14 protein-coding genes and 1 pseudogene are annotated in these 13,349 nt (G+C 40.0%); 9 read left to right on the forward strand and 6 right to left on the reverse strand.

From position 1 onward, the window contains the following. Positions 1-40: 40 nt before the first annotated feature. On the reverse strand, positions 41-1,093 hold the full coding sequence (locus AC4CVD_RS06750) for an NAD(P)H-dependent flavin oxidoreductase (RefSeq protein WP_279683650.1): 1,053 nt from the start codon (positions 1,091-1,093) through the stop codon (positions 41-43). A gap of 206 nt (positions 1,094-1,299) precedes the next feature. On the opposite strand from AC4CVD_RS06750, the gene AC4CVD_RS06755 reads away from it, so the two are divergent. Then, a complete protein-coding gene (locus AC4CVD_RS06755) occupies positions 1,300-2,559 on the forward strand; it encodes a putative DNA modification/repair radical SAM protein (RefSeq protein WP_490752549.1) in 1,260 nt (419 codons plus the stop codon). 1 nt (position 2,560) lies between these two features. Continuing rightward, positions 2,561-3,335 (forward strand): annotated as a pseudogene (locus AC4CVD_RS06760) (TIGR03915 family putative DNA repair protein). Between the two features lie 287 nt (positions 3,336-3,622). On the opposite strand, the gene AC4CVD_RS06765 reads toward AC4CVD_RS06760, so the two are convergent. The 3 genes from AC4CVD_RS06765 to ahpF all read right to left on the reverse strand — a co-directional run bounded on the left by AC4CVD_RS06765 (position 3,623) and on the right by ahpF (position 6,529). Then, positions 3,623-4,321 carry a VIT1/CCC1 transporter family protein gene (locus AC4CVD_RS06765; RefSeq protein ID WP_058869488.1) on the reverse strand — a complete coding sequence of 233 codons (699 nt, stop codon included), beginning with the start codon at positions 4,319-4,321 and terminating at the stop codon, positions 3,623-3,625. Positions 4,322-4,441: 120 nt separating this feature from the next. Continuing rightward, a complete protein-coding gene (locus AC4CVD_RS06770) occupies positions 4,442-4,783 on the reverse strand; it encodes a hypothetical protein (RefSeq protein WP_348958569.1) in 342 nt (113 codons plus the stop codon). Between the two features lie 180 nt (positions 4,784-4,963). Further along, complete coding sequence (ahpF, locus tag AC4CVD_RS06775; protein WP_490752551.1) at positions 4,964-6,529, reverse strand: alkyl hydroperoxide reductase subunit F; 1,566 nt, start codon at positions 6,527-6,529, stop codon at positions 4,964-4,966. Between the two features lie 238 nt (positions 6,530-6,767). On the opposite strand from ahpF, the gene AC4CVD_RS06780 reads away from it, so the two are divergent. Together AC4CVD_RS06780 and AC4CVD_RS06785 are read left to right on the forward strand one after the other, a co-directional pair. Next, entirely contained in the window at positions 6,768-6,986 is a 219-nt protein-coding gene (locus tag AC4CVD_RS06780) for a DUF1653 domain-containing protein (protein ID WP_004693482.1), read from the forward strand. 31 nt (positions 6,987-7,017) lie between these two features. Further along, positions 7,018-7,620 (forward strand): O-methyltransferase, encoded by a 603-nt coding sequence (locus AC4CVD_RS06785; protein ID WP_490752554.1) that lies wholly within the window; start codon positions 7,018-7,020, stop codon positions 7,618-7,620. 25 nt (positions 7,621-7,645) lie between these two features. On the opposite strand, the gene AC4CVD_RS06790 is transcribed toward AC4CVD_RS06785, so the two are convergent. Then, complete coding sequence (locus AC4CVD_RS06790) at positions 7,646-7,849, reverse strand: KTSC domain-containing protein (RefSeq protein WP_490752556.1); 204 nt, start codon at positions 7,847-7,849, stop codon at positions 7,646-7,648. 139 nt (positions 7,850-7,988) lie between these two features. Beyond that, complete coding sequence (locus AC4CVD_RS06795; RefSeq protein WP_005399616.1) at positions 7,989-9,419, reverse strand: pyridoxal phosphate-dependent aminotransferase; 1,431 nt, start codon at positions 9,417-9,419, stop codon at positions 7,989-7,991. A gap of 228 nt (positions 9,420-9,647) precedes the next feature. Between AC4CVD_RS06795 and msrB the strand changes: the two genes are divergently transcribed. The 5 genes from msrB to AC4CVD_RS06820 all read left to right on the forward strand — a co-directional run bounded on the left by msrB (position 9,648) and on the right by AC4CVD_RS06820 (position 13,279). Continuing rightward, the gene (gene msrB, locus AC4CVD_RS06800) at positions 9,648-10,067 is read left to right on the forward strand and encodes a peptide-methionine (R)-S-oxide reductase MsrB (RefSeq protein WP_005399615.1); all 420 of its coding nucleotides are present in this window, start codon (positions 9,648-9,650) and stop codon (positions 10,065-10,067) included. Next, positions 10,064-10,546: a glutathione peroxidase gene (locus AC4CVD_RS06805; RefSeq protein WP_004980122.1), complete on the forward strand. Its 483-nt coding sequence runs from the start codon at positions 10,064-10,066 to the stop codon at positions 10,544-10,546. Before msrB ends, AC4CVD_RS06805 begins: the two co-directional genes overlap by 4 nt. Positions 10,547-10,567: 21 nt before the next feature. Beyond that, positions 10,568-11,419 (forward strand): AraC family transcriptional regulator, encoded by an 852-nt coding sequence (locus tag AC4CVD_RS06810; protein WP_490753497.1) that lies wholly within the window; start codon positions 10,568-10,570, stop codon positions 11,417-11,419. 47 nt (positions 11,420-11,466) lie between these two features. After that, positions 11,467-12,090 carry a LysE family translocator gene (locus AC4CVD_RS06815; protein WP_490752558.1) on the forward strand — a complete coding sequence of 208 codons (624 nt, stop codon included), beginning with the start codon at positions 11,467-11,469 and terminating at the stop codon, positions 12,088-12,090. A 160-nt stretch (positions 12,091-12,250) separates the two neighbouring features. Further along, positions 12,251-13,279, forward strand: a complete 1,029-nt coding sequence (locus AC4CVD_RS06820; RefSeq protein ID WP_490752267.1) for an IS701 family transposase — start codon at positions 12,251-12,253, stop codon at positions 13,277-13,279. Positions 13,280-13,349: the final 70 nt, after the last annotated feature.

Here is a 13,349-nt window from a genome sequence, read left to right on the forward strand (position 1 = left end):
ACAAAGCTCCACGTATGGAGCTTTGAGTGAATAATGAGACTTAATAACTGACTTGTTGCATTTCAACCAACAATTGGTTAATTAAGTCAGGTGCTTCCATGGCACGAATTTGCGAAACATTCGTACCTGCCCAAAATGCACCAAAGCCTTGATCGCCTTGTTTACTTGCTGCGGCATGTAATTGTTTTCCAAGATCATAACAGTAGGGATATGCAGCAACAGCAGGGCGGTTCGGTAGATCAATCTGGGTATGCCAGTGACCCAGTAAGCCGCGAGCTGGGCGACCTGAAATACTGGCACTTATTTGTGTGATGTGCTCATGGAAAAGTGCATGACGGTAGGCATCATTGGCATTCGACGTTTTGCATTGTACGAAAGCTGTTCCCAACTGTACCGCACTCGCGCCGAGGCTTAACATCTGCTGAGCCTGTGTACCATTCATAATGCCACCCGCAGCAATAATAGGGCACCGACAGTGCTGCGTCAGAAGTTGTACGAGGTCGATCGTACGTATTGCACTATCAAAATGTTCATTAAAAATCCCGCGGTGTCCACCTGCTTCTATGCCTTGAGCAATAATAAAATCAATCCCTGCTGCTTCAATGGCCCGTGCTTCCGCTAAGTTGGTTGCAGAAACCATGGTTAAAATGCCAGCGTCTTTTAGCGCCTGTATTTGGTGCGGATGCGGAACACCGAAGTGAAAACTGACGGCTTTAGGGCGAGTTTCAAGTACGACATTTAAAAAGTCATCATTGTCCAAAAAGCTAGGATAAATACAGTGCAGTTGCGTGGGTGGTTCTGCATCGTATTGTTCAAAATTAGGTCTTACAAAATCAATCCATGTTTGTGCGATAGCTGGATCAAGTTCGACACTTTGATGACAGAAAAAATTAACTTGAAAAGGTTGTTCGGTCAGTGCTTGGGTTTTTAAAATTTGGCTACGTGCGGTTTCTGCGGTGTTTGCACCTAATCCAAGTGAGCCTAGCCCGCCTTGATTTGAAACCTCCGCCGCAAGCTCTGGTGTAGAAACACCAGCCATCGGTGCAAGGAAGATAGGATGTTTAATTTCAAGACGTTCTAATAATAAAGACATGTACTTGCTCCTTTTACATATAGACACTTTGCCCAAGCACTGCAAAATTGGCAAATAATATTCAGTATTTTCTCGAAAAATATCTAAATCAATCACGTTTATTTTTCGGTTTTTAGCGACAAGCCATGTCGTTGGGTATGCGTATTGGCAATGCTTTTAGTCTGAAATTTTTTATACTTTTATTTTAGATTTTACCGAGGATCGTCATGACCGATCGTATCCGTGAAAAGCTACAGATTCTAGCTGATGCAGCTAAATATGACGTGTCCTGTTCGTCCAGTGGTAGCAATCGTAAAAACAAAAAAAAAGGTTTGGGAAATACAGGGAACGGTATCTGTCATAGTTATACAGAAGATGGTCGTTGTGTTTCATTACTTAAAATTCTATTTTCAAATGTCTGTATTTTTGATTGTTCCTACTGTGTTTCTAGACGCTCTAACGATGTCAAGCGAGCCGCTTTTACTGTACAAGAAGTGGTGGATTTAACCATCAACTTTTACCGCCGCAATTATATTGAAGGTTTATTTCTCAGTTCAGGTATTTTTAAATCAGCTGATTTCACTATGGAGCGAATGCTACAAGTGGTGAAAAAGTTACGCCTTGAAGAAAATTTTAATGGTTATATTCACCTAAAAATGATACCAGGTGCCTCCCAAGAAATTATTACCGAGGCGGGCTTATATGTAGACCGCATGAGTATTAACTTGGAAATGCCAACGGAAGTTGGTTTAAAACAGTTTGCACCTGAGAAATCACATGCAGAAGTACAAAAGGACTTAGGCATTGTACGCGATCGCTTAATTCAGTTGACGGATGAGCGGCGTGTGATTCAGCATGTACCGAAGTTTGTACCAGCGGGACAAACCACTCAGATGGTGGTGGGCGCACATCAAGAAACAGACAAAGATATTATTTTAATGGCAGATCATCATTACAAAGTGTATCAGCTCAAACGGGTGTATTTTTCAGGCTATATCCCAATCAATGAACAGGAAAAAATGCTTCCTGTTGTGGGTTCTGCTCCGCCATTATTAAGAGAAAATCGGCTGTACCAGTCGGATTGGCTCATGCGTTTCTATGGTTTTGATGCGCAGGAAATCGTGAATGATCAGCATCCGAATTTAGATTTGGACATCGACCCGAAGCTAAGTTGGGCATTACGTAACCCTGAGCATTTTCCTGTTGATATTCAACATGCAGATTATCGTATGATTTTACGTGTCCCGGGTATAGGTGTTCAATCGGCTAAAAAAATTGTGCAAGCTCGTCGTTTTGGGCAGATTCATATCGATCAACTAAAGCATATGGGCATTGCTTACAATCGGGCACAGTATTTTATTCGCTGTGCAGATACGCCAAAGTTTAAAAAAGAACAACAAGCGAACCAGATTCGGCAGCACATTTTGCAATCGGGGCAATTCAAATATCAAAAACAGCTTTCGCCTCAACTGGGCTTCGGTTTTTAGTATGTCGATATATCGCTTTGATCGAACCATGACTGGACTACTGAGTTGTGTATATAGAAGCTTTCAGTTTAAAGATTTTGACGTCAAGCTTGCATCTAACAATTCCCAAGCCAGCTTGTTTGATGAGTGTATTGAGGTTGCTTCAAATGACGAACACGCAGAGCGAGTTTGGCGCGGGTTAAAGCAAAAAATTACGGCTGAGAGTCTACGATCTTTTTATTATTGCTTTCTGTCTGAGCAGGAACAGGTACATCAACATCTTTTTAATTTCTGTAGCTATGTATTTAAAAATACACATGCGGTAGATCGTAACTATGCGCATGCGGATGTATTGGCTGTTTCGCAGTGGGCCAAACAAGTGGGCAGGGAAAAGCATCGTATGGAAGCTTTTGTCCGCTTTAAAAAATGTCAGGATGGATTGTTTTTAAGTCTGGTACAGCCGGATTTTAATGTTTTACCGCTGATAGAACGGCATTTTAGAAACCGATATCAAGATCAAAGATGGTTGATTTATGATGAAAGAAGAAATTTCGGACTTTATTATGATTTGACAGCCGTCCATCAGGTGGAAATGGATGTGGATCAAATTGATCTTGCACACAAAGTCGGACGCAGTCAGTCCTTTAGTGTTGAATTAGATGATGATGAGCTGCTGTATGACCAGTTATGGAAAGATTATTTTAAAAGTATCAACATCGAGGCAAGAGCAAATATCAAACTACATGTGCAATATGTTCCTAAACGCTACGCGTTATATGAATGAAAAAACAATCTAGCGAGATGTAAGTAAGGCATTGACTCATCATTTTCTATGATGTTTTGGGCTGTTATGGGAAGGAGAACAGACGTTAAGCAATTCATGCTAATTAAAAAATAAGCTGTTGCACCTTTAGAATGGAACTTCAGTCATCAGTAATAGTGCATCTGAGTAGTGGCTCAGAGAAAAATGTGCAAGCTTAAAGTTGATGATAAATGATGCTGTAAATAGTAAAAAGCCCATTCAATCCATGGACTTTTTACTATTTAAATAGGTAGATTGTTAACGCTTATCCTGTTGTTAACGTTAAACATGCACATTAAATAGGGAACCAATCCAACTGGCAAACAGCATCGCGAAAATCCCCCATAGCGTCACGCGAAATGCACCTGTCCACATGGAAGTCCCAGAAAAGTAACTTGATAAAGCGCCTAAACCGAACAACGATAGTACCCCTGTAAGAGCAACTGACTGAGTCAGATAACCTTGAGGGCTTAATAGAATGGCCAGCATGGGAAACAGAGCACCTAGTGAAAAGGCGAGGGCAGAAGAACCCGCAGCTTCAAGTGGCTTGGCACTGGTATTTTCATGGATGCCTATTTCATCACGAGCATGTGCAGACAGTGCATCATGTGCGCTGAGTTGTACTGCGACTTCATGTGCTAGTTCGGGTTCTAGTCCACGTTGTATATAAATTTGAGTCAGTTCTTTAAGTTCTAAGTGCGGGTTTTTATCTAATTCCCTAGCTTCATGTTTTAAGTCGGCTTCTTCAATATCCGATTGAGACTTCACCGAAATATACTCGCCCGCAGCCATAGAGCTCGCACCTGAAATGAGCCCTGCAATACACGTGATGAGTAAGGTATGGCTGGTTGCGCCACTGGCCGCCATCCCCATAATTAAACTGGTCACTGAAATGATGCCATCATTGGCACCCAATACCGCTGCACGTAGCCAACCAGTACGATGAATTAAATGAGGTTCAATATGGTGAGAATAGGACATGACGATAGATCATCCTCAAAGTTTTAAAGTTATGATTTATTTAATAATGCAAGTTTCATCTACTATAGCATAGCCCATAAAAAAGCCTCCGAGTGGGAGGCTTTTTTATGTTTAGAAATATTATTGCGCTTTTTCTTTCACATCAGCAGCGCCTTGTTCTACAGCACCAGCAACATGAGCTGTTGCTTCTTTAGAGGCATTTTTAACATCTTCAGCAGCAGCTTCAGTTTTCGCAGCAGCTTCGTCAGCGGCAGCACCAATTTTTGCAGATGCTTCATCTGCAGCTTTTTGAGTGTCAGATACAGCTTCACTTGCAGCTTGGTTAATGTCATGACCTGCTTGTTCAGCAGCATTTTCAAGGTGTTCACCTGTCGTTGCACCTGTTTCAGGTGCTTTTTCTTTTGAACAACCCACTAAAACAACAGCAGCAGCAAGACCTAAAGCAATAAATAATTTATTCATTTTCATATCCTTTTCGTTTTATACCCAAAAGTAGGGGTTGGGCAAAATATAATCTAATTTGAATGTAAAACAGACTGCATTATTGTTAAAAAAATGTAAATTTTTATAAAAAACAGCGTGATAAAAAGGCTTATAAGCTGAGTTACCTATAAGCCTTTAGTAGAGAAGAGTTTGAGAGGATTACACGCCAGAACGAATAATATAATCAAAAGCAGACAGAGATGCTTTCGCGCCTTCACCTGTGGCAATGATGATTTGCTTATAGGGCACTGTCGTACAGTCACCTGCGGCAAATACACCTTTGACATTGGTTTCGTTGCGATCGTTAATCACAATCTCATTACGGTTTGAAAGCTCAACCGCTGTTTCTTTGAGGAAATCGGTGTTTGGCAATAAACCAATTTGTACAAAGATTCCTGCAAGCTCAACCGTATGTTCTACATCGGTTGCACGGTCTTTATATTTCAATGCTGTCACTTGCTTACCGTCACCCACAACTTCAGTTGAGAGTGCGTTCAGGATCACTGTGGTATTAGGCAAGCTATGCAATTTGTCTTGCAACACTTGGTCAGCACGTAGTTTGGTATCAAACTCAACCAAAGTCACATGTTCTACAATCCCAGCAAGATCAATCGCGGCTTCGACACCTGAGTTCCCTCCGCCTATTACTGCTACACGTTTGCCTTTAAACAGTGGGCCATCACAGTGTGGGCAGTAGGCAACACCGCGGGTACGGTATTCTGCTTCGCCCGGCACATTCATTTCTCTCCAACGTGCACCTGTTGAAAGGATGACTGTTTTAGATTCAAGCTTCGCACCATTTTCTAAAGTGACTTCAACCAAGCCATTTGCTGTCTCATCTGCACCTTTGATGTTAGAAACACGTTGTAAGTTCATGATGTCCACACCATACTCACGTACATGTGCTTCCATTTCAGCAGCAAACTTCGGCCCTTGAGTCTTTTGAATCGAGGTATAGTTTTCAATGTCCATGGTATCCATGACTTGACCACCCATCCGTTCAGCCACGATCCCTGTTTTAATGCCTTTACGTGCTGCATAAATGGCTGAGGTATTTCCCGCAGGACCACCACCAATCACTAAAACATCAAAAGCTTCTTTGGCATTGAGTTTTTCAGCTTCTTTAGCTGCGGAATTGGTATCCAGTTTGGCTACAATCTCTTCCAAGGTCATACGACCTTGACCGATATGGTTGTTGTCTTGGAACACCATCGGTACAGCCATGATTTTGCGTTCTTCAACTTCGTCTTGGAAGAATGCCCCATCAATCATAGTTGCTGTCGTGCCTGGATTGTAAATAGCAATCAGGTTCAACGCTTGCACCACGTCTGGACAGTTATGACAGCTTAAAGAGACAAATACATCAAAGTCAGACTGGATGCCTAAACCTTTGATTGAAGCTAAAACTTCATCCGATACTTTGGGTGCATAACCTGAGGTTTGTAACAATGCCAAAATCAAAGAGGTAAACTCATGCCCCATCGGTAAACCCGCAAAGAACACACGCGGCTCTTCACCGGCCTTTGCCACACCAAAGCTCGGTGCACGTGAGTTTTGACCATCAAAACGTGCAGTCACCAGTGGAGACAGTGCTGCAACCTCTTCAACCAATTCTTTGATTTTGTCTGATTTCTCAGTACCGTTCAAAGTCGCAACCAATTCAATCGGACCTTCTAGGCGTTCAAGAAGTGTTTTTAATTGAGCTGAAGTATTTTGATCTAACATTGTTAAGCTCTCCAAAGCAGTCTGTAAAATTATTTGATAGAAGAATCATAGAGTAAATCTAAAAATAGATAAAACAGTTTGTTTTTATTTTAATAATCGGTTTTATAGATTTAAAGATATTTTCTTCAATCATTTCATAAAGCTATATGGGGGATTTAAATGATTTTTCAAGTGATTTGCAGTTTAAGCCGTATAAATTAGGTATGATCAAGACAATTAAAAAATAGGGAAGCAAGTGATGCAATTACAGCGCGGTATCTATCAACATTATAAAGGGCAACTGTATCAAGTTTTACATGTAGCGACGCATAGTGAAACCGAAGAAAAACTGGTGGTTTATCAGTGTTTATATGGTGATTACTCGATTTGGGTACGTCCACTTGCCATGTTTACTGAAACGGTAATGCTAGAAGATGACCGTGAAGTTGAGCGCTTTAAACTGATTCAAGAAGTATAAACAACGCTAGTAAAGTAGAGGGGATTTGATTATGCGTGCAGAATTTTTGAGTAAAGTATCGGCCTTATATCAACGCTTTCAAGAACATGACAGTACGCAAGCAGATCGAATTGCGCGCTTTCGCAATATTGAGCCTGAGTCTGCACAATTTTTGGCGCAACTGGTTCATATTCAGCAGCCTCAGCAGATATTAGAAATAGGAACATCAACAGGTTACTCAACCTTATGGTTGGCTTATGCAGTGCAACAAGTAAATGCTCGATTAACCACTTTGGAAATTGATGCTGACAGAAGTCAACAAGCCGCGAGTCATCTTACAGATTTCAATTTATCCAATGGTGTTGAGTTTTGGGTGGGTGATGCAGCTGAATATTTGAAGCAGTCGCAAGCCATCTTTGATTTTATATTGCTAGATGCTGAACGTGATGCTTATGTCGACTATTGGCCAGATTTGAAACGACTAATGTGTGTTTCACGCGGAGTTTTGGTGGTTGATAATGTTTTATCGCATGCAGATCAAGTCACGGACTTCATCGCGCGTATTCAGCAGGACGAGCAGTTTAACTTGTCTACATTAGCGATTGGTGCGGGCTTGTTGATGGTGACATGCAATCATGAAAAACAATCAGGATAAATCCTGATTGTTTGAGCTTCAAAAATTAATGAATACTTAAGCGTGTAAAGTGCAAATCATATTCTAAATATTTATGAATAAAGGCTGTTTTATTATTACATCGAACTAAGTTGTTATAAATAAATTCAGGCACAGGGTGGTACAGCTCGCCTGAACCATCGGCATAGAAAATTTTTAAATAGCGTGTGGAAGCATTGTATTTCCAAGATGTTACCGCAATTGTCCCCATAAGCGACTCCCCATCATTTAAATGGAATCACAGCAATGTGGCTGCTTAATTTAAACTTATGCCAAACTTAAAAAGTGAAGTATTACAGTTTTGTAAATAAAAAAACCGTACATAAAGTACGGTTTTTTTAAGTGATCAATTAACGCATTTTCGCAAGGAAACGGCCTACTCGGGTAATGGCTTCACGTAGTTCATTTTCAGCAGGTAAGAACACCACACGGAAGTGATCTGGTGTTGGCCAGTTAAAGCCTGTGCCTTGAACCAGAAGTACTTTTTCCGCACGAAGTAGATCAAGCATCAGTTTTTCATCATCCTGAACTGGATAGATTTCTGGGTCCAATTTCGGGAAGCAATACATTGCGCCTTCGGGTTTAACACACGATACACCTGGAATATCATTCAACATTTGCCAAGCAATATTACGCTGTTCGTATAAACGACCACCCGGACGAATTAAATCATTGATTGACTGGTAGCCGCCTAAAGCAGTTTGAATGGCATACTGCGCTTGGTGGTTGGCACACAAACGCATAGAAGCGAGCATGTCTAAACCTTCAATATAGTCGACTGCACGAGACTTATCGCCTGTAATGGCCATCCAGCCTGAACGGTAACCCGCAATACGGTATGCTTTAGATAAACCATTGAAAGAGATACAGAGTTGGTCACCCGCTAATGCTGCTACAGAAACATGTTCAATACCGTCATAAACGATTTTGTCGTAAATTTCATCTGCAAACAAAATCAAATCATGCTTTTTAGCCAATGCGACGATTTGCTCAAGTACATGGCGTGGATAAACTGCACCTGTTGGGTTGTTTGGATTAATAATCACGATACCACGGGTACGTGGTGTGATTTTACTCTCCATATCCGCAATATCGGGATACCAAAAGTTTTCTTCATCACATTTATAATGAATGGCTGTACCACCTGAAAGATTGACCGCAGCCGTCCAAAGGGGGTAGTCAGGCATAGGCACGAGCATCTCGTCACCATCATCTAGCAAGCCTTGCATGGCCATCACAATCAATTCAGAGACACCATTGCCGATATACACGTCATTGACATGCATATCTAAGATGCCTTTTTGCTGATAGTACTGACAGATGGCTTTACGCGCAGGGAAAATCCCTTTTGAGTCGGTATAACCCACTGCATTTGGCAGGTTTAAAGCCACATCATTAATAATCTCTTGGGGAGCTTCAAAACCGAACGGTGCAGGGTTACCAATGTTGAGTTTGATAATCTTATGGCCGGCTTCTTCCATTTCATTGGCCGCTCGTAACACTGGTCCACGGATGTCGTAGCATACATGCTCGAGCTTAGACGATTTTTTTATTTCGCGTGGGGTGTGGAGAGTGTTCGGCATTTTGATGTTCTCGGAAAGAGTGGAGGTCACTTTTGCATAACGGTATAAATAGCTTTTAAATGTTTCAGTTGTCACTAGATCGAGATCATGTTCATCTCTAAGTAAAGCAACAATTTTTTCATGCGTAAATCCCACCTGTTGATATTGTTTAATCACAGGCAGTAGATGTTTAAAAATAACGCTCTTTTTTTGCGACATTTTTTTAATCCTGAGCAAGAATGTCAATAAGACTAACATTAAATTTGCTCACAAAAAAGCATTAAAGAAAATAAATTGCTTACCTCTTTTATAAAATGCTTTCTTTTTGCTTTTATTGGAATTATAGGTCTTTTGTAAATTGTGAACTAAACACTAGAAATTTTAAGATGAATCACGTAAATATAGGATTATCCTATTTTAAATAGCAAGATAGAAAGGGACGTGATCATGGGGAAACTCAATAAAACAGACCGAGAATGGCAAAGAGAGTTATCACCTGACGAATTTCGCATTACGCGACAAAAGGGGACGGAGCCAGCTTTTACGGGGAAATATTGGAATACTAAACAAGCCGGCACTTATGTATGCCGTTGCTGTGGTACGCCATTATTTAATTCTGAAAATAAATATGACAGTGGTTGCGGCTGGCCAAGTTTTTATAAGCCACTCAATACGACTGTGATAGAAGAGCATCAAGATACAACACATGGCATGGTGCGTACCGAAATTGTATGTCATCACTGTGATGCTCATTTAGGCCATGTTTTTACAGATGGACCTGAGCCTACAGGTTTACGTTACTGTGTAAACTCGGCTTCATTAGAACTAGAAACACAAGAAAAAAGTGATGAGGATACTTATCCATGACCAACATTTATCAGTTTGAAGCGGAATTGTTAGATGGAAAAAATAAATCCTTTGCTGACTATGAGGGCGAAGTGCTGCTCATCGTCAATACGGCCAGTAAATGTGGTTTTACACCACAATTTGCGGGATTAGAAAAAATTTATGAGCAATATCATGCACAAGGGTTTGAGGTGTTAGGTTTCCCTTGTAATCAGTTTGGGGGGCAAGATCCGGGTAGCAATGAGCAAATAGGAACGTATTGTCAGAAAAACTATGGGGTGACTTTTCCCATGTTTTCCAAAGTCGATGTTAAAGGCCCAGAAGCCCACGCCATATTCCGTTATTTAACCAATAACAGCAAAGGGATTCTCGGCAGCGGTATTAAGTGGAATTTTACAAAATTCTTGATTGGTAAAGATGGCAAAGTAATTAATCGATATGCGCCAACCACCAAGCCTGAAGCGATTCAGGCAGATATTGAAAAAGCATTACAACAATAATCGGTTGATGTGTCGTCAGTGATGAAAGAGCAAGGTACTTCAGTTGAATTTTGGAGTGATCCGCGCATGCCTTATGTGGAAACACGTCGGGCGTGTGCAATTCGTACTTGTTATAAAGCCCATAGTCATCCGACATTTTCAATTGGAGCGGTGGATCAAGGCAACAGTATTTTCACTAGCCACTTTGGTGGAACGCAACAAATAGACGCTGGTACTTTGGTATTGGTTCCTGCACATGTTGAACATGCGTGTAATCCTGTTCCAGATCAAGCTTGGAGCTACCAAATGATGCATTTAGATGCACGTTGGTTGAACCAGTTATTACAAGAAACTGCACATAAAGATGCTTATCAAGACATACCGCAGTTCAAACCCGTGCTGTATAAACAGCCTAAGATGTATCATGACTTCAGTTGTCTTAACAGTCAATTATTTGATACTGCACTGTCTTATTGGGAAAAAGAACAAACCTTAATCACAACACTTACTGAGCTTTTATTTCCATATATTCAGCTAGAATTTCTTGCTCCTCAACACTATGCACAGCAAGAGTTTAAGCAGCTTTTATCGATGATTCAGGATGCTGATGTGTTTTTATCATTAGAGCAAATGTCGCAAGAAGTCCAGTTGAGTCGGTATGCCATTATTCGGCTATTTAAATCGTCTTTAGGTATGACGCCGCACGCTTATCAATTGAATCATAAAATTAATGATGCACGTACCTTTTTAAAACAAGGTATGGATATAGCGCAACTGAGTTATACGCTGGGCTTTAGTGACCAAAGTCATTTTCATCGTGTTTTTAAAAATTTAACGGGCACTACGCCTAAGCTCTATCAAAAGCAACATCGCGCAATTTTATCCAAGAGTTGATCTTCATCCATCGTTAGGCTTGTCTCACTTTTAAAGAGAGATTAGTGATGGAGCTTTTTATTGTTATTGCTGTGACGCATTTTGTGGCTTTGCTTTCTCCTGGCCCTGATTTTTTCCTGATTCTGATGACGGCATTAAACAGTGGTCAAAGAAGGGCTCGATATACAGTTTTCGGTATAGTGGCTGGGAATGCTTTTATTCTAGCGCTGATTTTTACTTTACTGGGGTGGCTTGGGCATATTCATGCTTTTGTTCTGATGTTGCTACACGGATTAGGTGTTGCGTATTTGTTGTATTTGTCTATGCAGTATTTCCGCTATAAGCATCATGAAAATGTTGAAGTTCAAGCGCATGACTCCACGCCTCATCAAAATAGAATTTTATGTTTTACTCAAGGTTTACAGTCAAGTTTGCTGAATCCTAAAAATATGATGTTCTATAGTAGTTTGATATTGCTGGTTTATGCAAAATTTGATTTTTATACTTTGCTTTTAATGAGTCTCTGGATGGTGACTGTGGTTCTGATATGGAATCTGTTGGTGCTTAAGTTATTGAGTTGGAAGTGCTGGAATCATTTTTTAACTCAGCGACTCAATTTGCTTTATAAGATGTCAGGGTGCTGCTTTGCCTCTTTTGCAATCGTTTTTCTATTAGATGGACTAGTAATATGAGAATCTTAAAGTAAAAGTCAATCAGTTGTCTGACATCATAAGTTATAACAATGGAATAATTAATTCTCATTTGAATTTACAATTTAAATGAGAATTAAATCAGTTAGGACTTACGCATTGACGGATTCAAAAAAGTATTAAAATACTTTATAAAGTATCTGTGATCAGACGAATTAAACATGCTTCTACAGCAACTTGTACACTACCCATTTATATGGGCTTTCTCATGACAGAACCGAACTCTATTAGCTGCACACAACTTGCCGAGACTTATAACATCTCGCATGATAGTGTAAATCGCTTTCTAGAACGTGAAGACTACACACCTCACGACCTATATCAAGAAGCAATTCAACATATTGATAATAATAAACTTATAGTCAGTATTGATGATACTGTTTTAGATAAACCCTATAGTCAACATATGGACTTGGTTAGCTATTTTTGGTCAGGCAAACACCACCGATCCGTCAAGGGTATTAATCTCATTACCTTGTATGCGACAGATCAGAATGGTCAAAATATTCCAATTAATTTCCGAATTTATGACAAATCTGAAAGTAAAACCAAGAATGATTACTTTATGGATATGTTAAGTGAAGTACTCAGTTGGGGTGCAAAGATTCAATTTATTACAGGTGATAGTTGGTATTCATCGACTGGAAATCTAAAAACCATAAGAAAATATGGTATTCGATTTATGTTTGGTATCGACTGTAACCGTAAGGTTTCCCCAGAAAAAGGACAATGGTTTCAACTGCGTTTATTGCCAAATTTCCATCAGGGTCAAGTGGTCTGGCTCAAAGATTTTGGCTTTGTACAATTATTTAAGACTCAGTTAAAAGAACAGCAGAGGTTTTATATTGTGCATCAAGATGAAGATGATTTATTGTCCTTTGAGGGTTTTCATGAATTACATTCAAGTCATTGGAAAATAGAACAATATCACCGAGTGATTAAACAGGTTTGTCATATTGAAAAGTTTCAAGTAAGACGATCTAAACTGATTTCGAATCATATTTTTTCAGCCTTGATGGCCTACGTTGAGATACAAAAGAACCAGTTTGAGCGGATCTTTGAAAATGTATATCGTTGGCAGAAGAAGTTATTTAGACCAATGATCAAAAACTTCATTGATGACTTTATTCTCGATAAAAATCATCTGCTACCACAGAGAATCTATAAATAATACTGCGTAAGTCCTATCAGTTTGATTAAGATCAATTCTCATTTACTATCAGGCTCGAATTTTAGATTGA

This window comes from Acinetobacter sp. LipI_23 (assembly GCF_058243045.1).

Bases quoted from the DNA above. Each gene is read 5' to 3' on its own strand.
- AC4CVD_RS06750 (WP_279683650.1), bottom strand. From the start codon at position 1,093: ATGTCTTTATTATTAGAACGTCTTGAAATTAAACATCCTATCTTCCTT.
- AC4CVD_RS06755 (WP_490752549.1), top strand. From the start codon at position 1,300: ATGACCGATCGTATCCGTGAAAAGCTACAGATTCTAGCTGATGCAGCT.
- AC4CVD_RS06765 (WP_058869488.1), bottom strand. From the start codon at position 4,321: ATGTCCTATTCTCACCATATTGAACCTCATTTAATTCATCGTACTGGT.
- AC4CVD_RS06770 (WP_348958569.1), bottom strand. From the start codon at position 4,783: ATGAATAAATTATTTATTGCTTTAGGTCTTGCTGCTGCTGTTGTTTTA.
- ahpF (WP_490752551.1), bottom strand. From the start codon at position 6,529: ATGTTAGATCAAAATACTTCAGCTCAATTAAAAACACTTCTTGAACGC.
- AC4CVD_RS06780 (WP_004693482.1), top strand. From the start codon at position 6,768: ATGCAATTACAGCGCGGTATCTATCAACATTATAAAGGGCAACTGTAT.
- AC4CVD_RS06785 (WP_490752554.1), top strand. From the start codon at position 7,018: ATGCGTGCAGAATTTTTGAGTAAAGTATCGGCCTTATATCAACGCTTT.
- AC4CVD_RS06790 (WP_490752556.1), bottom strand. From the start codon at position 7,849: ATGGGGACAATTGCGGTAACATCTTGGAAATACAATGCTTCCACACGC.
- AC4CVD_RS06795 (WP_005399616.1), bottom strand. From the start codon at position 9,419: ATGTCGCAAAAAAAGAGCGTTATTTTTAAACATCTACTGCCTGTGATT.
- msrB (WP_005399615.1), top strand. From the start codon at position 9,648: ATGGGGAAACTCAATAAAACAGACCGAGAATGGCAAAGAGAGTTATCA.
- AC4CVD_RS06805 (WP_004980122.1), top strand. From the start codon at position 10,064: ATGACCAACATTTATCAGTTTGAAGCGGAATTGTTAGATGGAAAAAAT.
- AC4CVD_RS06810 (WP_490753497.1), top strand. From the start codon at position 10,568: ATGAAAGAGCAAGGTACTTCAGTTGAATTTTGGAGTGATCCGCGCATG.
- AC4CVD_RS06815 (WP_490752558.1), top strand. From the start codon at position 11,467: ATGGAGCTTTTTATTGTTATTGCTGTGACGCATTTTGTGGCTTTGCTT.